The sequence below is a fragment of the Streptomyces sp. SUK 48 genome (assembly GCF_009650765.1).
Lineage (GTDB): Bacteria > Actinomycetota > Actinomycetes > Streptomycetales > Streptomycetaceae > Streptomyces.
Genome location: NZ_CP045740.1, coordinates 1,407,224 through 1,433,286, shown reverse-complemented (window position 1 = coordinate 1,433,286; position 26,063 = coordinate 1,407,224). Strand labels below are relative to the sequence as shown.

The following is a 26,063-nucleotide window of genomic DNA, read 5'->3' as shown; positions in this document are numbered from 1 at the left end:
GTGAAAGGGGCCGGGCATCAGCGGCCCGCCGCGCCCGCCCGCTCCGGCGTGAGGTACGCGACCACCATGTCCCCGAGCATCACCCGGTAGTGCTCCCGCCGGTCCGGGTCCACCAGGTCGCGGCCGAACAGGGCGCCGAACGCCCGCCGGTTGACGGCGCGGAAGAAGCAGAACGAGCTGATCACCGCGTGCAGGTCGACCGCGTCCACGTCCGCCCGGAACACCCCCGACGCCCGCCCGTCGGCGAGGATCTCCCGCAGCACGTCCAGCGCCGGGGAACCGATCGCGGCGAGCCGCCCCGAGGGCGTGGCGTCCCCGGCGCACGGGAGGTTCTCGATGTTCAGCAGGCGGATGTAGTCGGGGTGCCGCTCATGGTGGTCGAAGATCAGCTCGGCCAGTCGCCGGATCGCCGCGACCGGGTCCAGACGGGCGACGTCGAGGCGCCGCTCGGCCTCGCGCAGCGCGTCGTAGGCCCGTTCGAGGACGGCCGTGAACAGCTGCTCCTTGCCGCCGAAGTGGTAGTAGATCATCCGCTTGGTGGTGCGGGTGCGGGCGGCTATCTCCTCCACGCGGGCGCCCTCGTAACCGGCCCGCGCGAACTCCCGGGTGGCCATGTCGAGGATCTCGGCCTTGGTGCGGGCGGCCTCGCGCACCCGCCCGTCGGGTCGTACCGGTTCGTCGACGCTGGTCATCGGGTGGTTCCTTCGGGCCTCGGGCCGTCGCGGTGGCGTGCTCGGTGCCGTCGATTCTAGGACGCGAACATGACAGTGCGGATATGACCGTGGCCCGGAGCACACGAGGTGCCCCGGGCCACGGATCAAGGGTGCCGCGGGCGGCGGTCCGCTACGGGCGCCGGTTCCACTCGGCGATCACCGGATACCCGTGCTCGGTGGACAGCCGGCCGACGGTGCCGGTGGCCAGCTGGAACAGCCGGCCCTGCGCGGGCGCGAGGCCCAGCCGGCGGGCCGTCAGAACCCGCAGGAAGTGGCCGTGGGCGACGAGCACCACATCGGGGCCGTCCGCGGCGAGCGCGTCGGCCACCCGGGCCAGCACCCGGTCGGCGCGGGCGCCGACCTCGGCCGGCGTCTCGCCCGGATGCCCCTCGGGCCCCGGCGCCACCCCGTCGGTCCACAGGTCCCAGCCGGGGCGGGTGCGATGGATCTCGGCGGTGGTGATGCCCTCGTAGCCGCCGTAGTCCCATTCGTGCAGCGCGGGTTCGGGCTCGACCCCGGACAGGCCCGCGAGTTCGGCGGTGCGCAGGGCGCGGCCGAGCGGGCTGCTGAGCACGAGGGCGTGGGTCCGTCCGGACAGGAGCGGGGCGAGGGACTTGGCCTGTTCCTCGCCGCGGTCGGTGAGGGGCAGGTCGGTGTAGCTGGTGTGCTGCCCCGACCTGCTCCACTCCGTCTCCCCGTGGCGGACCAGCAGAAGGTCCGCCACGGTCAGCCCTTCTTCTCGACCGCGTGGCCGCCGAACTGGTTGCGCAGCGCGGCGATCATCTTCATCTGCGGCGAGTCGTCCTGCCGGGAGGCGAACCGGGCGAACAGCGAGGCGGTGATCGCCGGCAGCGGCACCGCGTTGTCGATGGCCGCCTCGACGGTCCAGCGGCCCTCGCCGGAGTCCTCCGCGAAGCCGCGCAGCTTCTCCAGGTGCTCGTCGTCGTCCAGCGCGTTGACCGCGAGGTCGAGCAGCCAGGAGCGGATGACCGTGCCCTCCTGCCAGGAGCGGAACACCTCGCGGACGTTCTCCACGGAGTGCACCTTCTCCAGCAGCTCCCAGCCCTCGGCGTACGCCTGCATCATGGCGTACTCGATGCCGTTGTGGACCATCTTGGAGAAGTGCCCGGCGCCGACCCGGCCCGCGTGCACATAGCCGTACGGGCCGTCCGGCTTGAGCGCGTCGAAGATCGGCTGGAGCTGGTCCACGTTCTCCTTCTCGCCGCCGACCATGAGCGCGTAGCCGTTCTGGAGGCCCCACACACCGCCGGAGACGCCCGCGTCCACGAAGCCGATGCCCTTGATGGTGAGCGCGGCGGCGTGCTTCTCGTCGTCCGTCCAGCGGGAGTTGCCGCCGTCGATGACCGTGTCGCCGGGCTCCAGCAGGTCGCCCAGCTCGTCCACGACGGCCTGGGTGGCCGTGCCGGCCGGGACCATCACCCACACATGGCGGGGCGCGTCCAGCTTCTCGACCAGTTCGGCGAGGCTCTTGACGTCGGAGACCTCGGGGTTGCGGTCGTAGCCGATGACGGTGTGGCCGGCGCGGCGGATGCGCTCGCGCATGTTGCCGCCCATCTTGCCGAGACCGATGAGACCGAGCTGCATGATCAGTTCTCCGATGCGTTCTTGAGAGTGCGGTACGTGGCGACCAGCGCCGTGGTGGAGGGGTCGAGGCCGGGGACGTCCGCGCCTTCGGTGAGGGCGGGTTCGACGCGTTTGGCGAGGACCTTGCCCAGCTCCACGCCCCACTGGTCGAAGGAGTCGATGTCCCACACCGCGCCCTGGACGAACACCTTGTGCTCGTACAGCGCGATCAGCTGGCCCAGCACGGACGGGGTCAGCTCGGCGGCGAGGATCGTCGTGGTCGGGTGGTCGCCGCGGAAGGTGCGGTGCGCCACCTGCTCCTCGGGCACGCCCTCCGCGCGGACCTCCTCGGCGCTCTTGCCGAACGCCAGCGCCTGCGTCTGGGCGAAGAAGTTCGCCATCAGCAGGTCGTGCTGCGCCTTGAGTTCACCGCTCAGCTCGCCGATGGGGCGGGCGAAGCCGATGAAGTCGGCGGGGATCAGCTTGGTGCCCTGGTGGATCAACTGGTAGTACGCGTGCTGCCCGTTGGTGCCCGGCGTGCCCCACACCACGGGACCCGTCTGCCACTCCGCCCGGCGTCCCTGGCGGTCCACGGACTTGCCGTTGGACTCCATGTCCAGTTGCTGGAGGTAGGCGGTGAACCTGGACAGGTAGTGGCTGTAGGGCAGTACGGCGTGCGACTGGGCGTCGTGGAAGTTGCCGTACCAGATGCCCAGCAGGCCCAGCAGCAGCGGGGCGTTGGCCTCGGCGGGCGCGGTGCGGAAGTGCTCGTCGACCAGGTGGAAGCCGTCCAGCATCTCCCGGAAGCGGTCCGGCCCGATGGCGATCATCAGGGAGAGGCCGATCGCGGAGTCGTACGAGTAACGGCCCCCGACCCAGTCCCAGAACTCGAACATGTTGTCCGGGTCGATACCGAACTCGGTGACCTTCTCCGCGTTGGTCGACAGCGCCACGAAATGCTTCGCGACGGCCTTGTCGTCCCCGTCGAACGCTTCGAGCAGCCACGAACGCGCGGACGTCGCGTTGGTGATCGTCTCGATCGTCGTGAACGTCTTGGACGCCACGATGAACAGCGTCTCGGCCGGGTCGAGATCGCGGGTGGCCTCGTGCAGGTCGGCGCCGTCCACGTTCGAGACGAAGCGGACGGTCAGGTCCCGGTCGGCGAAGGCGCGCAGCGCCTCGTACGCCATCGCGGGGCCGAGGTCGGAGCCGCCGATGCCGATGTTGACGACATTGCGGATCCGCCTGCCCGTATGGCCCGTCCAGGCGCCGGAGCGCACCCGGCCGGCGAAGCCGGCCATCTTGTCGAGGACGGCGTGCACCTGGGGCACCACGTTCTCGCCGTCGACCTCGATGACCGCGTCCCGGGGCGCGCGCAGCGCGGTGTGCAGCACCGCCCGGTCCTCGGTGATGTTGATCTTCTCGCCATGGAACATGGCGTCCCGCAGCCCGAACACGTCGGTGGCGGTGGCGAGTTCCTGGAGCAGGGCCAGGGTCTCGTCCGTGATCAGCTGCTTGCTGTAGTCGATGTGCAGGTCACCGACCCGGACCACGTACCGCTCGGCGCGGCCCGGGTCCGACGCGAACAGCTCGCGCAGGTGCAGTGGCCTCTCGGCGCGGTGGTCGGCGAGCGCCGTCCACTCGGGCCGGTGGGTGAGGTGGGGATAGGGGGCGTCGGCCATCTCAGGCGTTCTCCTTGGCGGCCTCGCCGGTCAGGGCGATGGCGTACATCTCGTCGGCGTCGAGGCGGCGCAGCTCCTCGGCGATGAGTTCGGAGGTGGGGCGGACCTTCAGGGCGAGGGTGCGCGGCGGCTGACCCGGCAGGGTGAGCGTCGCCAGCGGGCCCTCGGGGCGGTCCACGACGATCTCGCCGTCGCGGGTGCCCAGCCGTACGGCGGTGACCACCGGACCCTCGGTGACCACGCGGTCCACGCGCACCCCGAGCCGTGCCTCCAGCCAGCGGGCCAGCAGCTCGGCGCTGGGGTTGTCGGCCTCGGCCTCCACGGCCGCCGACGTCACCTTCGCCCGGGCCTGGTCGAGCGCGGCGGCCAGCATCGAGCGCCACAGCGTCAGCCGGGTCCAGGCGAGGTCGGTGTCGCCGGGCGCGTAGTGGCGGGCCCGGGCGTCCAGGACCTCCATCGGCCGCTCCACCGCGTACAGATCGGTGATCCGGCGCTGCGCGAGCGCGCCGAGCGGGTCCTTGGACGGGTTGTCGGGCGCGTCCACCGGCCACCACACGACGACCGGGGCGTCCGGCAGCAGCAGCGGCAGCACCACCGAGTCGGCGTGGTCGGAGACCTCGCCGTAGGTGCGCAGCACCACCGTCTCGCCGGTGCCGGCCTCCGAGCCGACCCGGACCTCGGCGTCCAGGCGCGAGTGGGTGCGGTCGCGCAGGGTGCGGGCGTGCCGCTTGATGACGACCAGGGTGCGCGAGGGGTGCTCGTGCGACGCCTCCTCGGCGGCCCGCAGCGAGTCGTAGGCGTTCTCCTCGTCCGTGACGATGACCATCGTCAGGACCATGCCCACGGCCGGGGTGCCGATCGCTCGGCGGCCCTGCACCAGCGCCTTGTTGATCTTGCTTGCCGTGGTGTCGGTCAGGTCGATCTTCATGGCCTGCGCCAGCTCCGTCCGTCTCGTGCGAGCATCTCGTCGGCTTCCCGCGGTCCCCAGCTGCCCGACGCGTACTGTGCCGGACGGCCGTGCGCCGTCCAGTACTGCTCGATCGGGTCGAGGATCTTCCAGGACTCTTCCACTTCCTGGTGACGCGGGAACAGGTTGGCGTCGCCCAGGAGCACGTCCAGGATGAGCCGCTCGTACGCCTCCGGGCTGGACTCCGTGAACGACTCGCCGTAGGCGAAGTCCATGGACACGTCCCGGATCTCCATCGAGGTGCCCGGCACCTTGGAGCCGAAACGGACCGTCATGCCCTCGTCCGGCTGGACGCGGATCACGATCGCGTTCTGGCCCAGCTCCTCCGTCGCCGTGGAGTCGAACGGGGAGTGCGGGGCCCGCTTGAAGACCACCGCGATCTCCGTCACCCGGCGGCCGAGCCGCTTGCCGGTGCGCAGATAGAACGGCACGCCCGCCCAGCGCCGGTTGTCGATGCCGATCTTGACCGCGGCGAAGGTGTCGGTCTTCGACTGGGGGTCGATGCCGTCCTCTTCGACGTAGCCGACGACCTTCTCGCCGCCCTGCCAGCCGCTCGCGTACTGCGCCCGCACGGTGTGGTCGCCCAGGTCGTCCGGGAGCCGTACCGACTTGAGCACCTTCAGTTTCTCGGTGAGCAGCGCCTCCGCGTCGAACGCGATGGGCTCCTCCATGGCGGTGAGCGCCATCAGCTGGAGCAGGTGGTTCTGGATGACGTCACGGGCGGCGCCGATGCCGTCGTAGTAGCCGGCCCGGCCGCCGATGCCGATGTCCTCGGCCATCGTGATCTGCACGTGGTCGACGTAACTGCGGTTCCAGATCGGCTCGTACATCTGGTTGGCGAAGCGCAGCGCCAGGATGTTCTGGACCGTCTCCTTGCCCAGGTAGTGGTCGATGCGGAACACCTGGTCCGGCTCGAACACGTCGTGCACCAGCGCGTTCAGCTCACGGGCGCTGGCCAGGTCGTGGCCGAACGGCTTCTCGATGACCGCGCGCCGCCAGGAGCCCTCGGGCGGGCTCGCCAGGCCGTGCTTCTTCAGCTGCTGCACGACCTTCGGGAAGAACTTCGGCGGCACCGAGAGATAGAACGCGAAGTTGCCGCCGGTGCCGCGGGAGGCGTCCAGCTCCTCCACGGCGTCCTTGAGCTGCTTGAACGCGGTGTCGTCGTCGAAGTCGCCGGGGATGAAGCGCATGCCCTCGGCGAGCTGCTGCCACACCTCCTCGCGGAACGGGGTGCGCGAGTGCTCGCGCACCGAGTCGTGGACGACCTGCGCGAAGTCCTGGTCCTCCCACTCGCGGCGGGCGAAGCCCACCAGGGAGAAGCCCGGCGGCAGCAGACCGCGGTTGGCCAGGTCGTACACGGCCGGCATCAGCTTCTTGCGGGACAGGTCACCGGTCACTCCGAAGATGACCAGGCCCGAGGGACCCGCGATGCGCGGGAGGCGGCGGTCCCGGGTGTCCCGCAGCGGGTTCACCCAGTCGGCGGCCGGGATGTCGGGCCCCCGCACCTCCGCGGGCGCCGGGGCAGGGCTCGCTTTTTCGGTCATCGCGCGTCAACTCCCTTGCTCTCCAGGGACTTCGCCACCGCGTCCAGCAGGTCCTGCCAGGCCGTCTCGAACTTGGCGACGCCCTCGTCCTCCAGCTGCTGGACGACCTCGTCGTACGAGATGCCGAGCCGCTCGATCGCGCCGAGGTCGGCACGGGCCTGCGCGTAGCCGCCGGTCACCGTGTCGCCGGTGATCCCGCCGTGGTCGGCGACGGCGTTCAAGGTGGCCTCCGGCATGGTGTTGACCGTGCCCGGCGCGACGAGGTCGTCCACATACAGGGTGTCCTTGTACGCGGGATCCTTCACACCGGTGGACGCCCACAGCGGACGCTGCTTGTTCGCCCTGTCACCGGCGAGCGCCGGCCAGCGGTCCGAGGCGAAGACCTCCTCGTACGCCTCGTAGGCCAGTCGCGCGTTGGCGAGGGCCGCGCGGCCCTTGAGCGCGAGGGCCTCGTCGGTGCCCAGCGCGGTCAGCCGCTTGTCGATCTCGGAGTCCACCCGGGAGACGAAGAAGGACGCCACGGAGTGGATGCCCGACAGGTCGATGCCGCGCTCGCGGGCCTTCTCCAGGCCGGCCAGGTAGGCGGCCATGACCTCGCGGTAGCGCTCCAGGGAGAAGATCAGGGTCACATTGACGCTGATGCCGAGCCCCACGACCTCGGTGATCGCCGGCAGGCCCGCCTTCGTCGCCGGGATCTTGATCATCACGTTGGGGCGGTTCACCAGCCAGAACAGCTGCTTCGCCTCGGCGACGGTCGCCCTGGTGTCGTGCGCGAGGCGGGGGTCCACCTCGATGGAGACCCGGCCGTCGCGGCCGTCGGTCGCCCGGTACACGGCGTCCAGGACGTCGGCGGCGTCCCGGACGTCGGCGGTGGTCATCATCCGCACGGCCTCGTCCACGGTCACCTCGCGTACGGCCAGATCGGTGAGCTGCTCCTCGTACCCCTCGCCGGAGCCTATGGCCGCCTGGAAGATCGACGGGTTGGTGGTGACACCGACGGCGCTGCCGCTCGCCACCAGCTCGGCGAGGCTGCCCGAGGTGATCCGCTTGCGCGACAGGTCGTCCAGCCAGATGGACACACCCTCGTCGGCAAGGCGCTTGAGGGCTCCCGGGGTCGCGATTGCTTCGGTCACAGTGATCATCTTTCTTTGTGTGTCGGTGTCAGGCGCGCGCGGCGGCGAGCGACTCGCGGGCCGTCGCGGCGACGTTCTCGGGGGTGAAGCCGAACTCGGTGAACAAGGTCTCGGCGGCGGCGGAGGCGCCGAAGTGCTCCAGGGAGACGATCCGGCCCGCGTCGCCCACATAGCGGTACCAGGTCAGCCCGATGCCGGCCTCCACCGCCACCCGGGCCTTCACGGCCGGCGGCAGCACCCGCTCGCGCCAGGCGCGCGGCTGCTCCTCGAACCACTCCACGGACGGCATCGAGACCACCCGGGTGCCGGTGCCCTCGGCCTCCAGCAGCTCACGCGCGGCCACGGCGAGCCGCACCTCGGAGCCCGTCGCGATGATGATCACCTCCGGGACCTCCGTCGAGGACTCGCGCAGCACATAGCCGCCCTTGGCCGCGTCCTCGTTCGGCGCGTACACCGGCACGCCCTGGCGGGTGAGCGCGAGCCCGTGCGGGGCAGGGCTGGTGGCGTGCCTCTTCAGGATCTCGGCCCAGGCGATCACGGTCTCGTTGGCGTCCGCCGGGCGGACGACGTTCAGCCCGGGGACGGCCCGCAGCGAGGCCAGGTGCTCGACGGGCTGATGGGTCGGGCCGTCCTCGCCGAGGCCGATGGAGTCGTGCGTCCAGATGTAGGTCACCGGCAGCTGCATCAGCGCGGACATCCGCACCGCGTTGCGCATGTAGTCGGAGAACACCAGGAAGGTGCCGCCGTAGACGCGGGTGTTGCCGTGCAGGGCGATGCCGTTCATCTCCGCCGCCATGGAGAACTCGCGGATACCGAAGTGGACGGTACGACCATAGGGGTCGGCGCTCGGCAGCGGGTTTCCCTCGGGGAGGAACGAGCTGGACTTGTCGATGTCGGTGTTGTTCGAACCGGCGAGGTCGGCGGAGCCGCCCCACAGCTCCGGCAGCACCGGGCCCAGCGACTGGAGCACCTTGCCCGAGGCGGCGCGGGTGGCGACCGACTTGCCCTCCTCGAACACCGGCAGGCTGTCCGCCCAGCCCGCGGGCAGCTCGCCCCGGCTGATCCGGTCGAACAGGGCGGCGCGGGCCGGCTCGGCGGTGCGCCACTCGGCGATCCGCTTGTCCCAGGCCGCGTGCGCCTCGGCGCCCCGGTCCAGGGCCCGCCGGGCGTGCCTCAGGACCTCGTCCTCCACCTGGAAGGACCGCTCCGGGTCGAAGCCGAGCAGGCGCTTGGTGGCCGCGATCTCCTCCGCGCCCAGCGCCGAGCCGTGGGACGCCTCGGTGTTCTGGGCATTCGGGGCGGGCCAGGCGATGATCGTGCGCAGCGCGATGATCGAGGGCCGCCCGGTCTCGTTCCGCGCCGCCTGGAGGGCCGCGTACAGGGCGGGCGCGTCCACGTCGCCGTCGGCGGTGGGCGCCACGCGCTGGGTGTGCCAGCCGTACGCCTCGTACCGCTTCAGGACGTCCTCGGAGAAGGCGGTCGCGGTGTCGCCCTCGATGGAGATGTGGTTGTCGTCGTGGAGGAAGACCAGGTTGCCGAGCTTCTGGTGGCCGGCGAGCGAGGACGCCTCGGCACTGACGCCCTCCTCCAGGTCGCCGTCGGAGACGATCGCCCAGACGGTGTGGTCGAAGGGGGAGGTGCCCGCGGGAGCCTCGGGGTCGAACAGGCCGCGCTCGTAGCGGGCGGCCATCGCCATGCCCACCGCGTTGGCGGCGCCCTGGCCGAGCGGTCCGGTGGTGGTCTCCACGCCCGCCGTGTGGCCGTACTCGGGGTGGCCGGGAGTCCGGGAGCCCTGGGTGCGGAACGCCTTCAGGTCGTCCAGCTCCAGCTCGTACCCGGCCAGGAAGAGCTGGGTGTACAGGGTCAGCGAGGTGTGGCCGGGGGAGAGGACGAAGCGGTCACGACCGGTCCACTCCGGGTCCGCCGGGTCGTGACGCATCACCTTCTGAAAGATCGTGTACGCGGCAGGTGCCAGGCTCATCGCGGTGCCCGGGTGGCCGTTGCCCACCTTCTGCACCGCGTCGGCCGCCAGCAGCCGGGCGGTGTCCACGGCCCGCCGGTCGAGATCGGTCCACTCGAAGCCACCGGAAGTCTGCGTGCTCATCTTCAAGAAGTCCTCGTTCAGTACGGAAAGGCTGGCCGGACGCGTTCAAACTTAAAAGTCTGACTTTTTCGACGGAAGGGCGGGATGTGTCACCCTGTGGTGAATCTGGGACAGCGATCGCGGAGCAGGGACGGCGCGAAAAGGACATGGCTGACACAACGCCCCAAGGGGACGGCGCGGCGGTCGGTGACGGCATCAGAACCCTCCCCTTCCCGACCGAGCTGGCCGTCGGCGGTGTCGGCATGCGGATCGGCCGCATGGGGACCGACCGCGGCTGGCGGGCCGACATCCCGCTGGACCGCGTCCACCGCATCGACTTCCATGTCGTCCTGCTGTTCACCGACGGCCCCGTACGCCACATGGTGGACTTCACCGAGTACGAGGCCGCGGCCGGCGACCTGCTGTGGATACGCCCCGGACAGGTCCACCGCTTCTCCCGCGAGTGCGTGTACCGCGGAACCGTGCTGACCATGCAGCCCGGCTTCCTGCCGCGTGCCACCGTGGAGGCCACCGGCCTGTACCGCTACGACCTGCCGCCGCTGCTGCGCCCCGACGCGCCCCGGCTCGAAGCGCTCCGGGCGGCCCTGGAGCAGCTGCGCCGCGAGTACGAGGACACCACGACGCTCCCGCCGAGCCTGCACGCCGCCGTCCTGCGGCACGGACTGACCGCGTTCCTGCTGCGCCTCGCCCACCTCGCCGCCAGCTCGGCGCCCGGCTCGCGGCAGCAGTCGGACAGCACCTTCACCCTGTTCCGGGAGGCGGTCGAGCACGGCTTCGCCACCAATCACAGCGTCAGCGCCTATGCCGACGCCCTCGGTTACTCCCGCCGCACCCTGGTGCGCGCCGTCCGCGCCGCCACCGGCGAGACCCCCAAGGGCTTCATCGACAAACGCGTCGTCCTGGAGGCCAAACGGCTCCTCGCCCACACCGAACTGCCCATCGGCCGGGTCGGCGCGGCCGTCGGCTTCCCGGACGCGGCGAACTTCTCCAAGTTCTTCCAGCTGCACACCGGGAGAACGCCGGTGGCCTTCCGCGCCGAACTCCGTTAGCAGGCTTAGGGCCTCTCGTGTGGATCATGCCGGGCTCGCGGGCCCTGGCACCGCGCCTCGCGGCGTTGTCGTCGGTTGCCATGGCTCCGCCATGTCGCCCTCCTCCGCCTTGCGACGCACGGCACCAGACCCCGCTCACTGATCCAGCCTGATCCAAACGAAAGACCCTAGCCCTTGACCTGGAGCGCGCTCCAGATCCGAGCATGGGCCGCATGAACACCGGCCGGGTGCACACCACCCCTCCCCAGATCGTCCTCGGCACCATGGACTTCGGAACCCGTGTCGACCGCGAGCGGGCCTTCGCGGTCCTCGACTCCTTCGTCGCGGGCGGTGGCCGCTGGCTCGACACCGCGAACTGCTACTCCTTCTGGGCCGACCCCGAGGGCGTCGGCGGCGCCAGCGAACGGGTCATCGGCGCCTGGCTCCGGGCCCGCCCGGGGGTCCGCGACGCGGTTCGGATCGCGACGAAGGTCCGGCAGAACCCGCTGGTGCCGGGCTCCTGGCCGCAGAGCGCGGAAGGACTCTCCGCACCCGCCGTCCGCAAGGGCGTCGAGGGGAGCCTGCGCCGCCTCGGCACCGATCACCTCGATCTGCTCTGGGCGCACGCCGAGGACCGGGCCGTGGACCTGGCGGAGACGGCCGGCGCCTTCGGTGAACTGGTCGCCGGGGGAGTCGCCCTGCGGATCGGGGCGGCCAACCACGCCGCCTGGCGCGTCGAACGCGCCCGCTCCCTCGCACGGGAGCGGGGCGTGGCCCCCTGGACGGCCCTGCAACTGCGCCACTCCCTCCTCCAGCCGCGCCCGCTCACCCCGGTGGCGGAGGCCGGCCACCGCCTGCTCACCGCCGAGGACCTGGACCTCGCGGCCTCGGAAGGGCTCACGGTGTGGTCGTACAGTTCGCTGCTGTGGGGCTCGTACACCCGCCCGGACAAGCCGCTGCCGCCCGTCTACGAACACCCCGGCACCCGGCGGGTCCTCGCGGTCCTGGACGCCGTCGCCGACGAGCTGGCGGCCACCCGGAACCAGGTCGTGCTCGCCTGGCTGATGCGGCAGGGGATCGATCCCATCGTCGGCGCGAGCCGGGTGCACCATGTCGAGGAGGCGCTCGCCGCACGCCAAGTGCGCCTCGGTGACGAGCACATGGCGCGCTTCGCGGCGGCGCGGTAGTGGCCGCCGCCGCACACCCCGCGACCAAGGAGCCCCCATGACCCCGAGCAGCCCGGCCGCGGTCCTCTCGCCCGCGGCCGCCGCCGACCGCACCGGCGTTTCCCTCGACACCCTGCGCTACTACGAGCGCGAGGGGCTCATCGGCCCGATCCGGCGCTCACCGGGCGGCCGCCGGGAGTACACCGAGGACGACGTCTTCTGGATCGGCCTGGTCACCTGCTTCCGGGAGGCCGGTCTCGGCATCGCGGACCTGCGCGGCTTCGTCGCCCTGCTGCGCGCCGAACAGTCCCCGCAGGACCGGGTCGCCTTCCTGCGCGAGCGCCGCGCCGCCCTGGAGGAACGGGTGACGGCGCTGCGCCGGGCCATGGCGGTGCTCGACGAGAAGATCGCCTACTACGGCTGAGCTTCGGGGGAGTGGGCCCGTGCCGTCCGCTCCAGCGCGGCACGGGCCGCGAGGTACCCGGCGATCCTGAACGCCCGTTCGCCGGACCCGGCGGTGTCCGCGCGGGCCGCCCGCAGCACCACCCGGGCGGCCGCCACGACCCCGTGCTCCGGCGGACTCAGCCCCTCCTCGACGCCTGCGGCGGCCGCGGGCTCGAAGTCCACCACGATCAGCGCCCCGTCGCGGATCAGTGGAAGCCGGAAGCCGGAAGCCGGACGAAGACGAAGGGGGCGCGGCCGAACGGTGCCATCTGCCGGCCGCCGCCCCCGAGCCGGGCTCCTACCCCAGGTGGTACGCGTACACCGTCGTCGCCACCGCGCACACGCCCGGTGCGATCACCTCGGTGCGCAGGGTGCCGGTGCCGGGGTCGTAGTCGACGCCCTCGGCCTCGAACGTGCCCTTGCACAGGCTCTGCTGGGGAAGCCCGAAGAGGCTGCTCACCCGCCCGGTGACCGGACTGCCGTCCAGCGGGTGCGGCAGATCGACCTGGAGGAGCGGCTTGCTCTGCGGGAACAGCGTGCCCGAGCCGTCGTCGGAGGCGCACACCAGACGGGTGGCGGTCACGAAGTCGCAGCCCTGGATGTCGCGCACCGGCTTGTCCAGGCTGATCTGCCCGGCCTGGGCCAGCGTGCCGCCGGTGCGCGGGGTGGCCGGGTTGAGCAGCGGCGCGGGGAACACCTGGAGCCGGTCCTGGTCCTCCCATTCGCCGGAGACCAGCCACTGCCCGTCGGGGGAGACGGCGGCGAAGGAGTTGTTCACCTTCTCGCCCGGGTCCAGCGGGTGCACGTAGTCGTACCGCCTGCCGTCCGGCGTGGTCACCGCGTACATCTTCGACGTGGCCGTGTCCGCGCCCTGGTAGGCGTCGAAGACGTAGCCGCGCGCGATGTCCGGGTCGCCCACGTGGTTCCAGCCCTTGATCCGCAGATCCAGCGGGATGTCCAGCAGCCCGCGGTGCAGCAGCGAGCCGTCGGCCCGGCTGGCGAGGCCCTGGCCGCCGCCCAGGGTGTCGGTGTACGACGTCCCGGCCGCCGTCCACCGGGCCGGCTCGGACGCGGACGCGCTCGGGGCGGCGCACACGAGGGCGCCCACCAGTGCGGTGAGCGCGGCGAGTTGACGCTTCATCAGGCTCCTGTCACAGCTGTGGAGTCGGGCATCGCATGCAACCACGGATCGGCGGCCGGCGGGTGACGGCGGCGCGTCCGGAGTGCCGGTTCCGGCCGACGCCCAGGCGATTTCCGCAGCGGGAGAGGGAGGCGGACGGGCCGGACGTGCGCCGGGCGGCGGCGCGCGGGGATGATGTGCCGTGGCAGGGGTCGCGGGACTCGGGAAAGGTGCGTGGTGACGTGAGGCTGACGATTCTGGGCGGTGGCGGCTTCCGGGTACCGCTCGTGTACGGCGCGCTGCTGACCGACCGCGCCGAGGGCCGGGTCACCGAGGTCGTCCTGCACGACCTGGACCCCGGCCGGCTGCACGCGGTCTCCCGGGTCCTGGCCGAGCAGGCCGCCGAGCGCCCCGACGCGCCCCGGGTGACCACCACCACTGACCTCGACGAGGCCCTGCGCGGCGCCGACTTCGTCTTCTCCGCGATCCGCGTCGGCGGCCTCGCGGGCCGGGCGGACGACGAGCGGGTCGCGCTGGCCGAGGGCGTCCTCGGACAGGAGACGGTCGGCGCGGGCGGCATCGCCTACGGGCTGCGCACCGTGCCCGTCGCCACCGACATCGCCCGCCGCGTGGCCCGCCTCGCCCCCGACGCCTGGGTGATCAACTTCACCAATCCGGCCGGTCTGGTCACCGAGGCGATGTCCCGGTATCTCGGCGACCGGGTCATCGGCATCTGCGACTCCCCGGTCGGCCTCGGCCGGCGCGTCGCCCGCGTCCTCGGCGCCGACCCGAAGGACGCCTTCGTGGACTACGTCGGCCTCAACCACCTCGGCTGGGTCCGCGGCCTGCGCGTCGCCGGACGCGACGAACTGCCCCGGCTGCTCGCCGACCCCGCGCTGCTCGGCTCCTTCGAGGAGGGCAGGCTCTTCGGCCCCGACTGGCTGGCCTCGCTCGGCGCGATCCCCAACGAGTACCTGCACTACTACTACTTCAACCGCGAGACCGTCCGCGCCTACCAGGAGGCCGAACTGACCCGCGGCGCCTTTCTGCGCGACCAGCAGGCCCGCTTCTACGCGGAGGCCGGGCACCCGGACGTCTCCGCGCTCGACGCCTGGGACCGCACCCGCGCCGAGCGCGAGGCGACGTACATGGCGGAGAACCGGGAGACCGCGGGCGCCGGCGAACGCGAGGAGGAGGACCTCTCCGGCGGCTACGAGAAGGTGGCCCTCGCCCTGATGCGCGCCATCGCCCGCGACGCCCGTACGACCCTCATCCTCAACGTCCGCAACCAGGGCACCCTGCCGAGCCTGGACGCCGACGCGGTCATCGAGGTCCCCTGTCTGGTGGACGCCAACGGCGCCCACCCGCTGGCCACCGCCCCGCTGCCCGGCCACGCGGCGGGCCTGGTCGCCTCGGTCAAGGCGGTGGAACGCGAGGTGCTCGCCGCCGCCGGGTCCGGCTCCCGGGCCACCGCGGTCAAGGCGTTCGCCCTGCACCCCCTGGTCGACTCGGTGAACGTGGCGCGCCGGCTGACGGACGGTTACCTAGCGGTCCACCCGGGCCTGGCCTACCTCACGTAGCCGGGTTCGGCCACCTCAAGTGGACCGGCTCAAGAGGCTCTTGAACGCCGCACGCAATTATGTTCTTGTGGACCAGACGAACCGCTGATCAGAAGGGGGACACGGGGTGGAGCCGACGGCCGGTCCCGGCCAGTTGCTGGCCATCAGCGATCTGCACATCTCCTACCCGGAGAACCGGGCGCTCGTGGAGCGGCTGCACCCGGCGGGCGACGAGGACTGGCTGATCGTCGCGGGCGACATCGCGGAGACGGTGGAGGACATCCGCTGGACCCTCGCCACCCTCGCGGCCCGCTTCCGCAAGGTCCTGTGGACCCCGGGCAACCACGACCTGTGGACCCACCCGAAGGACCCCGTACAGCTGCGCGGCGTCGCCCGCTACGAGCACCTGGTCCAGGTCTGCCGCGAACTCGGCGTCCTCACCCCCGAGGACCCCTACCCGGTGTGGCAGGGCCCCGGCGGCCCGGTCGCCGTCGCCCCGCTGTTCCTCGGCTACGACTACAGCTTCCTGCCGGCCGGCTGCACCACCAAGGCCGAGGGCCTCGCCTACGCGGAGAGCACCGGGATCGTCTGCAACGACGAGTACCTGCTGCACCCCGACCCGTACCCGAGCCGCGAGGCATGGTGCCGCGACCGGGTGGCACGGACCGAGGAGCGGCTCGCGGCGCTGCCCCCGGACCTGCCGACCGTGCTGGCCAACCACTACCCGCTGCACCGGCACCCCACCGAGGTGCTGTGGCACCCCGAGTTCGCCATGTGGTGCGGCACCGAGCTGACCGCCGACTGGCACCGCCGGTTCCGCGTCGCCACCATGGTCTACGGCCATCTGCACATCCCCCGCACCACCTGGCACGACGGGGTCCGCTTCACCGAGGTCTCGGTGGGCTACCCCCGCGAGTGGCGCAAGCGTGCGCAGGCGCCGGGCACGGCGCGCCGCATCCTGCCGAGGGAGGAGGTGGAAGCCGGTGATCGAGGAACTGCTCCCGGAGTCGGTCGTGGCCGTGGAGGCACTCCGTGACGACCCGCTGTGGGACAGCCCCCTCCACCCGGAGGAGGAGGTGCTCGTGGCCCGCGCCGTGGCCAAGCGGCGCCGCGAGTTCGCCGCCGTGCGCGGCTGCGCCCGGCGCGCCATGGAGAAGCTCGGCATCCCGCCCAGGCCCGTGGTCAGCGGCGAGCGGGGCGCCCCGCAGTGGCCGGCGGGCATCGTCGGCAGCATGACCCACTGCGACGGCTACTGCGCCGCCGCGCTGGTCCGCGCCACCGACCTCGTCTCGCTGGGCATCGACGCCGAACCGCACGGACCGCTGCCCGACGGCGTCGGCGCCTCCGTCTTCCTGCCCGCCGAGACGGCCCGCCTGGAGCGGCTCGCCGAGCAGCGGCCCGCCGTGCACTGGGACCGCATCCTGTTCAGCGCCAAGGAGTCGGTGTACAAGGCGTGGTTCCCGCTCACCCGCACATGGCTGGACTTCTCCGAGGCCGACATCACCCTGCGCCCGTCACCCGACGGCGCCCCGCATGGCACCCTGCACGCCGAACTCCTGGTCCCCGGCCCGCTCGTGGGCGGCCGCCGGCTCCAGGTCTTCGACGGCCGCTGGGCCGCCCGGGACGCCCTGGTGACCACCGCGGTCGTCATCCCGCACACCGCCTGACGGGGACCGGCACGGGCACGGGCGCCCCGGGCACCCCCTCGGCGGCCCCCGTCGCCGCGGTCCGCTCAGCCGGCCGCCGGGCACCACTCGCCCAGCATCCGGAAGAACTCCTCCTCGTTGCCCGCGAGGCCCGCCCGGGCGAGGGCCGTCTCCGCCTCGGCCAGCACGGACGGTGGCACCAGGGCGGGCGGTGCCCCGTCCGGTGGACCGTCGAAGGCGGCGCGCACCGTGTGCAGCAGCCGCAAGTAGGCCCGGACGGCGGTGCGCTCATGGTCGGTCAGTACGGCGGTGGGCATCGGTCGGCTCTCCCCGGTAGGCGTCACGGTCACGCGCGCTGCGGCGCACGCACACCAGCTTGCCGCCCACCACTGACAATCGGGCGAAACCGCACCCCGGCCGGTGTCCCGGGCGCCGTCAGCCCTCCGGCCGCTTCACGCTCTCCAGGAGCATGTCCAGCCATTCCGCGACCTTGTCCCGGTGCTGGTCGGTCGGCAACTGCGCGGCCCGCCAGGCGATTCCGCGCACCCCGTGGTCCTGGAGCAGCCGCTCCAGCGGATCCTCGGCGGGCCCGGCCGCGGCCCGCTCCCGGTCGGCCAGCTTCTGCAGCAGCTCCTGCTCGGTGCGCTGGAGCGCGCCCGCGAGCGCCTCCGGGTCCTCCGCCGTCAGAAACCCGGCGTGCACCCGGAAGAAGCGCTGCAACGCGTCGCAGTGCTCCATGGTGGGCCGCCGGTCGCCGTTGATCAGGGCACCGGCCTGCTGCCGGGACATGCCCGCGCCGTCGGCGATCTCCTGCTGGGTGTACTTGCGGCTGTTCGGCTTCAGCCGGGTGCGCCGCAGCAGCCCGAGGCGCTGGAGGAACCGCGCCTGGACATCGGGTTCGCCCGCCGGACGCCCGCTGAGCAGCGCCTTGACCACCGGCTCGGGCACCCCGCAGGCGACCGAGAGCCGCGCGACGTCGAAGACCTCGGCCTGGGTCACCCCGAGGCGCTCGGCGAGCGCGGTGACGCGGGCGACGACGGCCGGCAGCTGGGCGGTCGCCGCGGCGCCCGGATCCTCGTAGCCATCCGTCACCGACAGAACTCCTACGTCTCTCAAGCAAGGGCAACAGGTGCGTCCGTGCATCCCGCATGCCCGGTACCGGGACCGGCGGTCGCCGTGAACTTCCCGGAGATTAGCCCGTGCCGTGAACCCACATCCAGGTGTCGCCACAACTGTGGCGAATTTCAGCCGTGAACCGGCGTGGAATGCCACGATAGTTGACATCACCTCTCGCGGGGAAGCAGGATCGCATCGCCGCGTGAAGGCCGCAGAGGCAAGAGGGGTGACCTCCCGATGGCACATCAGGCAGGAGGGCAGTGGCCGGCGCCGCGGCCCGTCCCCGAGACCTCCGAGACCCAGTCGTACCTACAGGACTACGGCGTGCTGCTGGACGCCGTGCCCTTCCCGTCCCTGGTGGTGGACCACCGCTGGGACGTGGTGCTGGCCAATGACGCCTACGCCACGCTCTTCGGCGGGGCGCGTCCGCATCCCACGGCCATGCCCGGGGACAACTTCCTGCGGTTCGTGCTCTTCCACCCGGACGCCGGGCTCGTCCTCGGCGACCACGAGGCGGGCTGGTGCCTGCCGATGCTGGCCCAGTTCAAGGGCGCCATGGACGCCTGCGGCCACGATCCGGAACTCCAGGCCATCCGCCGGGACATCATGCAGGACCCGCTCATGGACGCCGCCTACCGGCAGGGCCTGCCGCACTGGATCCGGGCCGTCGGCGAGCGCGGCACCCGGCTCGACGGGGCCGTACGGCTGCTGCTGCCGCCCGATCCGCGCCAGGGCCCCACCGAGTGCCGCATCGTGGACGAGACGCCCCGGACCCTGCGCGAACTGGGCTGCCGGCGCCTGACGCTGGTCCCGCGCGACTCCCGGGGGCCCGCCGCGCCGGTCCGCCGCCCGCGCAGGCAGCGCGCCACGCCGGCGCATCTGACGGTCGTCCCGCCGCCGGAGGGCTGACGCCGTTCACGAGTCGCACTTTTCACATCGGTGTCACCTCACCCTTCCCTGACGTTCGCCGCGCTTGGAACACTCGGCGCGGCACAGCACGGACGTCAGGACGAGAGGACCCACCCCCCATGACCGAAGTCAACCGCCGGCGCTTCCTCCAGATCGCGGGCGCCACGACGGCGTTCACGGCGCTGTCGAGCAGCATCCAGCGCGCCGCCGCCCTGCCCGCGAACCATCGCACCGGATCGGTCGAGGACGTCGAGCACATCGTCGTCCTGATGCAGGAGAACCGTTCCTTCGATCACTACTTCGGCTCGCTGCGGGGCGTCCGGGGCTTCGGCGACCCGCGCGCGGTCAGCCAGAACGGCCGCTCCGTCTGGCAGCAGTCGGACGGCACCCGGGACATCCTGCCCTTCCACCCGGACGCCGACGACCTCGGTCTCGCCTTCATCCAGGACCTGCCGCACGGCTGGAACGACGGGCACACCGCGTTCAACGGCGGCAAGTACGACAAGTGGGTACCCGCCAAGTCCGCCACCACGATGGCGTACCTGAACCGCCGGGACATCCCCTTCCACTACGCCCTCGCGGACGCCTTCACCATCTGCGACGCCTACCACTGCTCGTTCATCGGCTCCACCGACCCCAACCGCTACTACATGTGGTCGGGTTACGTCGGCAACGACGGCAAAGGCGGCGGCCCGGTCCTCGGCAACGACGAGAAGGGTTACGGCTGGACGACGTACCCCGAGCGCCTGGAGCAGGCGGGCGTCTCCTGGAAGATCTACCAGGACATCGGCGACGGCCTGGACGCGAACGGCGGCTGGGGCTGGATCGGCGACGCCTACCGTGGCAACTACGGCGACAACTCGCTGCTCTACTTCAACCAGTACCGCGACGCGAAGCCCGGCGACCCGCTGTACGACAAGGCCCGCACCGGCACGAACGCGAAGGCCGGCGAGGGCTTCTTCGACCGGCTGAAGGCCGACGTCAAGGCCGGGACGCTCCCGCAGGTCTCCTGGATCGCCGCCCCCGAGGCGTTCACCGAGCACCCCAACTGGCCCGCCAACTACGGCGCCTGGTACGTCTCCCAGGTCCTGGACGCGCTCACCTCCAACCCCGAGGTGTGGGCGAAGACGGCCCTGTTCCTGACGTACGACGAGAACGACGGCTTCTTCGACCATGTCCTGCCGCCGTTCCCGGCCGCCTCCGGGGCCCAGGGCAAGTCCACGGTCGACCCCTCGGCCGACCTGTACCCGGGCGGCGCCGGATACGCGGCAGGACCGTACGGTCTCGGCCAGCGGGTGCCGATGCTGGTCGTCTCCCCCTGGAGCAAGGGCGGCTACGTCTGCTCCGAGACCTTCGACCACACCTCGATCATCCGCTTCATCGAGCAGCGCTTCGGGGTGCGCGAGCCCAACATCTCGCCCTGGCGGCGGGCCGTGTGCGGCGACCTCACCAGCGCCTTCGACTTCTCCCGCAAGGACGCCGCGCCCGTCTCCCTGCCCTCGACGGCCGGCTACCTGCCGCCGGACCACGACCGGCACCCCGACTACGTGCCCAAGCCCCCCGCGAACCCCTCGCTGCCCCGGCAGGAGCCCGGCAGCCGGCCCACCCGCCCGCTGAAGTACGCGCCCGCCGTGGACGGTTCGGCCAACACCTCGGCCGGCACCTTCACCCTCACCTTCGCCTCCGGAGCGAACGCGGGCGCCGTCTTCCTCGTCACCTCCGGCAACCGCGCCGACGGCCCCTGGACCTACACCACCGAGGCCGGCAAGTCCCTGTCCGACACCTGGAACTCGGCCTACTCCGGCGGCTCCTACGACCTCGCCGTGCACGGCCCCAACGGCTTCCTGCGCGCCTTCAAGGGCCGCAACAAGACGGCGGGCCCCGAGGCGAGGGCCCGGCACACCGGCGACCACGTCGAACTCACCCTCACCAACACGGGCTCCGGCACGGCCCGGCTGAAGATAGCCAGCGGCTACGGCGGCGCCCCGGCCACCGTGTCCGTGCGCCCCGGCGCGACCGTCCGGCACACCGTGGACCTGACGAACAGCCGCCTCTGGTACGACCTGACGGTCACCTCGGCGGACGACCCGGCCTTCCTGCGCGGCTTCGCCGGGCACGTGGAGAACGGGCGACCCGGCGTCAGCGACCCGGCGCTCGCGACGGAGTGAACGGGCGATGAACACCGCGCCCGCCGGGCTGGTCAGGTACGGGTCAGAGCAAGGTAGTGTGCCCCGGTGACCACGCAATCAAACACCCCGGCGGGCTGGTACCCGGACCCGCACGGTGCGCCGCAGACGCTCCGCTACTGGGACGGCAGCCAGTGGACCGAGCACACGAACAGCCAGGCCCCGCAGGCCCAGCAGCCCCAGCAGGCCGCGCCGCAGCAGCAGTTCCCGCAGCAGCAGGCCCCCGACGCCCGGGTGCAGCGCCAGGTGCAGCAGCAGGCGGGCGTCGTGGCCGGCGGCCCCGGCGGCGGCACCCTGTTCACCGAGCCGGTGCTGGTGGTGAACCAGAAGGCCAAGCTGATCGAGCTGACCAACGAGTACAAGGTCATGGACCAGCACGGCCGCGAGCTCGGCTCGGTCACCGAGGTCGGGCAGGGCGTGCTGCGCAAGATCCTGCGCTTCGTCTCCAGCTGGGACCAGTTCCTCACCCACAAGCTGGAGATCCGCGACGCCTACGGCCAGCCGCAGCTGCTGCTGACCCGGCCCGCGAAGATCTTCAAGTCCCGGGTGATCGTGTCCCGCCCGGACGGCTCGCCGGTCGGTGAGATCGTCCAGCAGAACATGATCGGCAAGATCAACTTCGCGATGAACGTGAACGGCCAGCAGGTCGGCGCGATCAAGGCGGAGAACTGGCGGGCGTGGAACTTCGCGATCGTCGACCACGCGGACAGCGAGGTGGCCCGGATCACCAAGACCTGGGAGGGCCTCGCCAAGACGCTGTTCACCTCGGCGGACAACTACGTCCTCCAGATCCATTACCAGCTGCCCGAGCCGCTGCTGAGCCTGGTGGTCGCGACGGCCCTGACCGTCGACACCGCGCTCAAGCAGGACTCGCGGGGCTGGAACTGACCGCCTCCCGTACGGGGGCACGCGGCACACGGCACCAGACACAACGGAACACCGAGCACGGCAACGGCGGTCGGCGCACGCGGGAACGCGGGCACCGGCCGCCGACGTCTGGCGGGCACCGCGGTCACAGCGCCGTGAGATGCCCCGGCTGTTCGGGCTGCTCCGGCAGCCGGGGCCGCAGGGCCGGTTCGGCCGCCGCCGTCCCCGGTCGCAGGGCGAGCACCGCGGCCACCGGATGATCGTGCGGCTCCTCCTCGTCCGCCGCCTCCTCGGTGACCCGGGTGAGCAGCACCACACCCCGGGCGGCGAGCGCCGCCCCGGCGAGCGCCAGCAGCACCCCGCCCGCGCCGCCGGTGAGGCCCTGCCCGAGCAGGGTGAGCCCGATCAGCGCGGCGGCCACCGGGTTGGCCAGCGTGACGACCGCCAGCGGGGCGCCGAGACCGCCGCGATAGGCGGTCTGCGACAGCAGCAGCCCGCCGACGGCGAACGCCGCGACCAGCACCGCCACCACGATCACCTCGGTGCTCAGCACCGGGCCCGAACGGTCGGTGGCGGCCACGGTCACCGTCTGGGTGAGCGCGGAGGCGACCCCCGAGGCGAATCCGGACGCGGTCGCGTGCCGCAGCCCCGGCCGGGCCCCGGGCCAGGACAGGGCGCCGATCAGCGCGGCCGTCGTACCGGCCACCGCGACGGCCGCCGGCAGACCGAGCGCCCGGGACGGCGCGGGGCCCGACGCGGTGACCAGCACCGCGCCGAGACCGAGCAGGGTGAGCGCCGTACCGCGCCACTCCACCGCGCGCACCCGCCGCCCGGCCGCCCGCGCGCCCAGCGGCACGGCCGCCACCAGGGTCAGCGCGCCGAGCGGCTGTACGACGGTCAGCGGACCGTACTTGAGGGCCGCGACGTGCAGCAGCGCGGCCGCCGCGTTCAGGCCGACCGTCGACCACCAGGCGCCGGTCCCGAGCAGCCGCAGCAGCCCCGCACCGGCGTTGCGGGCGGCCAGGCGCTCCTGGGCGACGGCGGCGAGCGCGTAGGCCACGGCCGAGACCAGGGACAGCGCGACGGCGACCAGCTCGGCGGCGCTCACCGGGCCGCTCCCGCCAGGACACCCCGCTGGCGCGGGACGATCCGGCCGTTGCCGCGGCCCGCCGTCGTGGCGGTGGCGCGGTGCGGGGGCCGGAGCAGCGCGAGGGCGGCGCCGAGCATGGCGGTCGCGGCGAGCGCGTCGAGCCAGTAGTGGTTCGCGGTGCCCACGATCACCAGCAGGGTGAGCAGCGGATGCAGCAGCCAGAGCCAGCGCCCTCGGGAGCGGGTGGCGGTGATCAGGCCGATCGCCACCATCAGGGCCCAGCCGAAGTGCAGCGAGGGCATCGCGGCGAACTGGTTGGAGAGATGGTCGTGGGCCGGCGGCCCGTACACGGAGGGGCCGTAGATCCGGGCGGTGTCCACCAGGCCGGTCCCGGCCAGCATCCGCGGCGGGGCCAGCGGGAAGGTGAAGGGCAGCACCAGGGCGGCCGCGGTGACCGCGGCGAGCACCCGGCGGGCCCAGACGTAGTGCGCGGGGCGCCGGAGGTAGAGCCAGACCAGGAAGGCGAGCGTGGCCGGGAAGTGCACCGTGGCGTAGTAGGTGTTGGCCACGTGAACGAGGGTGTCGCTGTGCAGCAGTGCCGACTGGACGGCGGTCTCGCGCGGCAGGCGCAGCGACCGTTCGAGGTGCCACACGTGACGGGCGTTGTGGAAGGCGCGCAGGGTGTGGCCGGTGGCCAGCTGGCGGCCGAGCTTGTAGACGAGGAAGAGCCCCGCGACGAGCAGGAACTCGCGTATGAGTCCCGGACGCGCGGCGGCGTCCGGGTCCGTTTCTGCCTCGGCAGGCTCGGTGAGCGCAGTCATCCCCCGGCCCCTTCGCTGACGATCGTGTGTGGCGGTGCTTCGGTGCGGTGCGGCAACGCCTGGATACGTCTCCGTACCGATACGTTGGTGTACCGATACGGAAGTGTACCGATACGATGGAGTACCGGTACACTGGTGTATCGATTGAAGTGCGACACACTGGAAACCGGGCCCGGGGGCGCCCGAGCCCATGAGCGAGGGGAAACACCACATGACGTCGCAGGCCGCGGAGGGACCGGAGACGGTCGTCGCCTCGCGCCGCTCCAAGATCACGCCGGAGCGTGAGCGGGAGTTCTTCGACGCCGTGCTGGAACAGATCCGCGAGGGCGGCTACGAGTCCGTGACCATGGAGGGTGTCGCCTCCAGCACCCGGTGCAGCAAGTCCACGCTCTACCGGCAGTGGAAGAACAAACCCCAGTTCGTGGCCGCCGCGCTGCGGGCCCGGGGGCGGGTGCGCTTCGCCGGTATCGACACCGGTTCGCTCGCCGAGGACCTGCGCCAGGCCGCGCGGGCCGCGGGCGACTGGTCGGGCAAGGACACCAAGCTGCTCCAGGCACTCGGGTCCGCGATGACCCAGGACGCGGAGCTGGCCCAGGCGCTGCGCGAGGCACTGGTGCACCCGGAGATCGCCGCGCTCCGGGAGATCCTCGACCGGGGCGTGGCGCGCGGCGAGATCGCCGCGGACCATCCGGCGCTGGAGTTCATCCCCGCCATGATGTTCGGCGTGCTGCGCGTCCGGCCCGTGCTCAGCGGCCAGTACGCCGACGCCGACTACCTGCTGCGGTTCGTGGAGGCCATCGTGCTGCCCGCGCTCGCACTGACCTGAGACCCAGGCCGCCGTTCACGGGATGACTGAACGGCGGTCTGCCCGCGCCGCACCGTGGGGACGGGGGCGGCGCGCACCCCCCGGCCGGGTGGGGTTCCCCTTGAGCGGAGGGGAACCCCACCCGGCCGGACTCTTCCCGCCCCGGTCAGACGTTCTGGCCGCTCCCGCCGCCGGCGGAGACCTTGATCCCCTTCAGGATCTCGTCGATGACCGACGTGTCCTGCCCGACGTCGATGCCGAAGCGCACGACCACCATCTGCCGGGCGTCGTTCGGGGAGGGGAAGGCGACGGACTCGACCAGGCCGTCGGCGCCCTTGCTGGTGACCGCCTTCCAGCGCACCAGGTAGCCCTTCTGCCCGGCCACCGTCACCGCCTGCGCGGCCAGCTGCTGGTGCGAGGTGACGCTGCCGTAGGTGCTGCCGCCGTACGACTCCTTCGCGTTCGCCGCGATGTCCGCCTTCGCGACCTGCTCCGCGGTGTCGCCCGCGGTGCCCAGCGCCACGGCGGGCGCGGTGTAGGCGCCGCCCGCGGTGCAGGTCTGGGAGCTGTTGCCCGGGCACTTGTAGGAGTGGTCCGAGGTGACCTGCGCGCCGACGCTGATCGCCTGCCCGGTCCAGCCCTTCGGCACGGGCAGGCTGACGCCGTCGATCGAGTCCGGCACGGTCCCGCCGCCCTTGATCTTGGGCGCGGGCGAGCGGTCGGGAGAGGGCGACTGACCGCCCGGGCCGCCGGAGCCGCCCGGACCGCCCTGCCCGCCGGAAGCGCCGCCGGAGCCGTCGGAACCACCGGCACCGCCGGAGCCGCCCGGGCCGCCGAACCCGCCGCCGTTCGGCCCGCCGCTCACGCCGTGCCGCGCCCCGGCGCGGTCGTCGTTCCCGCCGTCGTCCTTGCCGAGCGCGTACACGCCGATCCCGATGCAGGCCAGCACCGCGACCGCCGCCGCGACCGCTATGCCGGTCCGCAGCCCGCTCCGGGCGGGCGGCGGGGGCGGCGCGGGATAGGAGGGGTAGCCGTGGTACGCCGGGTAGCCGGGCTGCCCGACGGGGGGCTGCTGGCCGGGGTGGGTGCCGTAGCCGGGGGGCACCTGGCCGGTGGGCGGTGCCTGGCCGACGGGCGGCAGGGGAGTGGTCCCCGCCGCGGGACCGGCGGCGGGGCTCTGGCCGACGGGGGGCACGGGACCCGCATGGCCTCCCGCGCCGGCCTGCGCTCCGGTGTCGGCCTCCGTCGCCTTGCCGTTCTCCGGTGTCCGGCCGTCGTCCGACGCCCGGCCCCCCTCCGGCTGACCCGCCTCCGCGCGACCCGCGTCCGGCCGATCCGCCCCAGGCTCCTGCGCCGGGGGACCCCACGTCGCGGCCGCCCCGGCGGGGCGGACCCGGTCCGTCCATGCCTTGCCGTCCCACCAGCGCTCGGTGGGCGGGCCGTCATGCGTCTGCCCGGGGTCGGGGTACCACCCGGGAGGAGTCACCTGCGTCATGGCCCCACCGTATGAGGCATCCGTGAAAGTGCGATGAGAGGATCTGCCGCCAATCCCGCCGACCCGGGACATATCACCTCCCGA

The 26,063-nt window shown here is 72.4% G+C and carries 25 protein-coding genes; 10 read left to right on the top strand and 15 right to left on the bottom strand.

What is annotated here, in order from left to right:
- Nucleotides 1-17: 17 nt before the first annotated feature.
- The 8 genes from GHR20_RS06125 to tkt form a co-directional block, all read right to left on the bottom strand.
- The gene (locus tag GHR20_RS06125) at nt 18-692 is read right to left on the bottom strand and encodes a TetR/AcrR family transcriptional regulator (protein WP_153812507.1); all 675 of its coding nucleotides are present in this window, start codon (nt 690-692) and stop codon (nt 18-20) included.
- Nucleotides 693-843: 151 nt separating this feature from the next.
- Nucleotides 844-1,437, bottom strand: coding sequence for a histidine phosphatase family protein (locus GHR20_RS06120; protein ID WP_148023327.1), 594 nt, complete (start codon nt 1,435-1,437; stop codon nt 844-846).
- A gap of 2 nt (nt 1,438-1,439) precedes the next feature.
- Complete coding sequence (gnd, locus tag GHR20_RS06115; protein ID WP_111586340.1) at nt 1,440-2,318, bottom strand: phosphogluconate dehydrogenase (NAD(+)-dependent, decarboxylating); 879 nt, start codon at nt 2,316-2,318, stop codon at nt 1,440-1,442.
- 2 nt (nt 2,319-2,320) lie between these two features.
- Nucleotides 2,321-3,979, bottom strand: coding sequence for a glucose-6-phosphate isomerase (gene pgi / locus GHR20_RS06110; protein ID WP_153812506.1), 1,659 nt, complete (start codon nt 3,977-3,979; stop codon nt 2,321-2,323).
- 1 nt (nt 3,980) lies between these two features.
- Nucleotides 3,981-4,907 (bottom strand): glucose-6-phosphate dehydrogenase assembly protein OpcA, encoded by a 927-nt coding sequence (opcA, locus tag GHR20_RS06105; protein WP_111584056.1) that lies wholly within the window; start codon nt 4,905-4,907, stop codon nt 3,981-3,983.
- Nucleotides 4,904-6,490, bottom strand: coding sequence for a glucose-6-phosphate dehydrogenase (gene zwf, locus GHR20_RS06100; RefSeq protein ID WP_153812505.1), 1,587 nt, complete (start codon nt 6,488-6,490; stop codon nt 4,904-4,906). Before zwf ends, opcA begins: the two co-directional genes overlap by 4 nt.
- Nucleotides 6,487-7,632 carry a transaldolase gene (tal, locus tag GHR20_RS06095; RefSeq protein ID WP_153812504.1) on the bottom strand — a complete coding sequence of 382 codons (1,146 nt, stop codon included), beginning with the start codon at nt 7,630-7,632 and terminating at the stop codon, nt 6,487-6,489. The genes zwf and tal overlap by 4 nt, the downstream gene beginning before the upstream one ends.
- A gap of 19 nt (nt 7,633-7,651) precedes the next feature.
- Entirely contained in the window at nt 7,652-9,727 is a 2,076-nt protein-coding gene (tkt, locus tag GHR20_RS06090) for a transketolase (protein WP_153812503.1), read from the bottom strand.
- A gap of 146 nt (nt 9,728-9,873) precedes the next feature.
- Here tkt and GHR20_RS06085 point away from each other — a divergent pair, with 146 nt between their 5' ends.
- The 3 genes from GHR20_RS06085 (at nt 9,874) to GHR20_RS06075 (ending at nt 12,345) form a co-directional block, all read left to right on the top strand.
- On the top strand, nt 9,874-10,776 hold the full coding sequence (locus tag GHR20_RS06085; protein ID WP_148023331.1) for an AraC family transcriptional regulator: 903 nt from the start codon (nt 9,874-9,876) through the stop codon (nt 10,774-10,776).
- Nucleotides 10,777-10,988: 212 nt separating this feature from the next.
- On the top strand, nt 10,989-11,942 hold the full coding sequence (locus tag GHR20_RS06080; RefSeq protein WP_243877952.1) for an aldo/keto reductase: 954 nt from the start codon (nt 10,989-10,991) through the stop codon (nt 11,940-11,942).
- A gap of 37 nt (nt 11,943-11,979) precedes the next feature.
- On the top strand, nt 11,980-12,345 hold the full coding sequence (locus tag GHR20_RS06075; RefSeq protein ID WP_111584061.1) for a MerR family transcriptional regulator: 366 nt from the start codon (nt 11,980-11,982) through the stop codon (nt 12,343-12,345).
- Here the strand turns inward: GHR20_RS06075 and GHR20_RS06070 are convergent.
- Both GHR20_RS06070 and GHR20_RS06065 read right to left on the bottom strand, forming a co-directional pair.
- Complete coding sequence (locus GHR20_RS06070) at nt 12,336-12,551, bottom strand: hypothetical protein (RefSeq protein WP_153812502.1); 216 nt, start codon at nt 12,549-12,551, stop codon at nt 12,336-12,338. The two genes, GHR20_RS06075 and GHR20_RS06070, sit on opposite strands and share 10 nt — an antisense overlap.
- A 112-nt stretch (nt 12,552-12,663) precedes the next feature.
- The gene (locus tag GHR20_RS06065) at nt 12,664-13,506 is read right to left on the bottom strand and encodes a hypothetical protein (RefSeq protein WP_153812501.1); all 843 of its coding nucleotides are present in this window, start codon (nt 13,504-13,506) and stop codon (nt 12,664-12,666) included.
- Nucleotides 13,507-13,727: 221 nt separating this feature from the next.
- Between GHR20_RS06065 and GHR20_RS06060 the strand changes: the two genes are divergently transcribed.
- From GHR20_RS06060 to GHR20_RS06050, 3 genes are all read left to right on the top strand, one after another.
- Nucleotides 13,728-15,065 (top strand): 6-phospho-beta-glucosidase, encoded by a 1,338-nt coding sequence (locus GHR20_RS06060; protein ID WP_153812500.1) that lies wholly within the window; start codon nt 13,728-13,730, stop codon nt 15,063-15,065.
- 106 nt (nt 15,066-15,171) lie between these two features.
- The gene (locus GHR20_RS06055; protein ID WP_111584064.1) at nt 15,172-16,080 is read left to right on the top strand and encodes a metallophosphoesterase; all 909 of its coding nucleotides are present in this window, start codon (nt 15,172-15,174) and stop codon (nt 16,078-16,080) included.
- Entirely contained in the window at nt 16,028-16,711 is a 684-nt protein-coding gene (locus GHR20_RS06050) for a 4'-phosphopantetheinyl transferase superfamily protein (RefSeq protein ID WP_194858821.1), read from the top strand. Before GHR20_RS06055 ends, GHR20_RS06050 begins: the two co-directional genes overlap by 53 nt.
- A 65-nt stretch (nt 16,712-16,776) precedes the next feature.
- Here GHR20_RS06050 and GHR20_RS06045 read toward each other — a convergent pair whose 3' ends face one another.
- Entirely contained in the window at nt 16,777-17,007 is a 231-nt protein-coding gene (locus GHR20_RS06045; protein ID WP_111584065.1) for a hypothetical protein, read from the bottom strand.
- A 118-nt stretch (nt 17,008-17,125) separates the two neighbouring features.
- Nucleotides 17,126-17,782 (bottom strand): helix-turn-helix transcriptional regulator, encoded by a 657-nt coding sequence (locus GHR20_RS06040; protein ID WP_153812499.1) that lies wholly within the window; start codon nt 17,780-17,782, stop codon nt 17,126-17,128.
- Between the two features lie 261 nt (nt 17,783-18,043).
- Between GHR20_RS06040 and GHR20_RS06035 the strand changes: the two genes are divergently transcribed.
- The 3 genes from GHR20_RS06035 to GHR20_RS06025 all read left to right on the top strand — a co-directional run bounded on the left by GHR20_RS06035 (nt 18,044) and on the right by GHR20_RS06025 (nt 21,789).
- Nucleotides 18,044-18,715 carry a hypothetical protein gene (locus GHR20_RS06035; protein WP_153812498.1) on the top strand — a complete coding sequence of 224 codons (672 nt, stop codon included), beginning with the start codon at nt 18,044-18,046 and terminating at the stop codon, nt 18,713-18,715.
- Nucleotides 18,716-18,834: 119 nt separating this feature from the next.
- Nucleotides 18,835-20,883, top strand: a complete 2,049-nt coding sequence (locus tag GHR20_RS06030; protein ID WP_153812497.1) for a phospholipase C, phosphocholine-specific — start codon at nt 18,835-18,837, stop codon at nt 20,881-20,883.
- Between the two features lie 66 nt (nt 20,884-20,949).
- Nucleotides 20,950-21,789 carry a phospholipid scramblase-related protein gene (locus GHR20_RS06025; RefSeq protein ID WP_153812496.1) on the top strand — a complete coding sequence of 280 codons (840 nt, stop codon included), beginning with the start codon at nt 20,950-20,952 and terminating at the stop codon, nt 21,787-21,789.
- Nucleotides 21,790-21,913: 124 nt separating this feature from the next.
- Here the strand turns inward: GHR20_RS06025 and GHR20_RS06020 are convergent, their stop codons facing one another.
- Together GHR20_RS06020 and GHR20_RS06015 are read right to left on the bottom strand one after the other, a co-directional pair.
- Nucleotides 21,914-22,876: a hypothetical protein gene (locus GHR20_RS06020; RefSeq protein WP_153812495.1), complete on the bottom strand. Its 963-nt coding sequence runs from the start codon at nt 22,874-22,876 to the stop codon at nt 21,914-21,916.
- On the bottom strand, nt 22,873-23,679 hold the full coding sequence (locus GHR20_RS06015; RefSeq protein ID WP_153812494.1) for a phosphatase PAP2 family protein: 807 nt from the start codon (nt 23,677-23,679) through the stop codon (nt 22,873-22,875). Before GHR20_RS06015 ends, GHR20_RS06020 begins: the two co-directional genes overlap by 4 nt.
- 211 nt (nt 23,680-23,890) lie before the next feature.
- Here GHR20_RS06015 and GHR20_RS06010 point away from each other — a divergent pair, with 211 nt between their 5' ends.
- Nucleotides 23,891-24,505 carry a TetR/AcrR family transcriptional regulator gene (locus GHR20_RS06010; RefSeq protein WP_153812493.1) on the top strand — a complete coding sequence of 205 codons (615 nt, stop codon included), beginning with the start codon at nt 23,891-23,893 and terminating at the stop codon, nt 24,503-24,505.
- Nucleotides 24,506-24,650: 145 nt separating this feature from the next.
- Here the strand turns inward: GHR20_RS06010 and GHR20_RS06005 are convergent, their stop codons facing one another.
- Complete coding sequence (locus GHR20_RS06005; RefSeq protein WP_153812492.1) at nt 24,651-25,979, bottom strand: DUF2510 domain-containing protein; 1,329 nt, start codon at nt 25,977-25,979, stop codon at nt 24,651-24,653.
- Between the last annotated feature and the right edge of the window lie 84 nt (nt 25,980-26,063).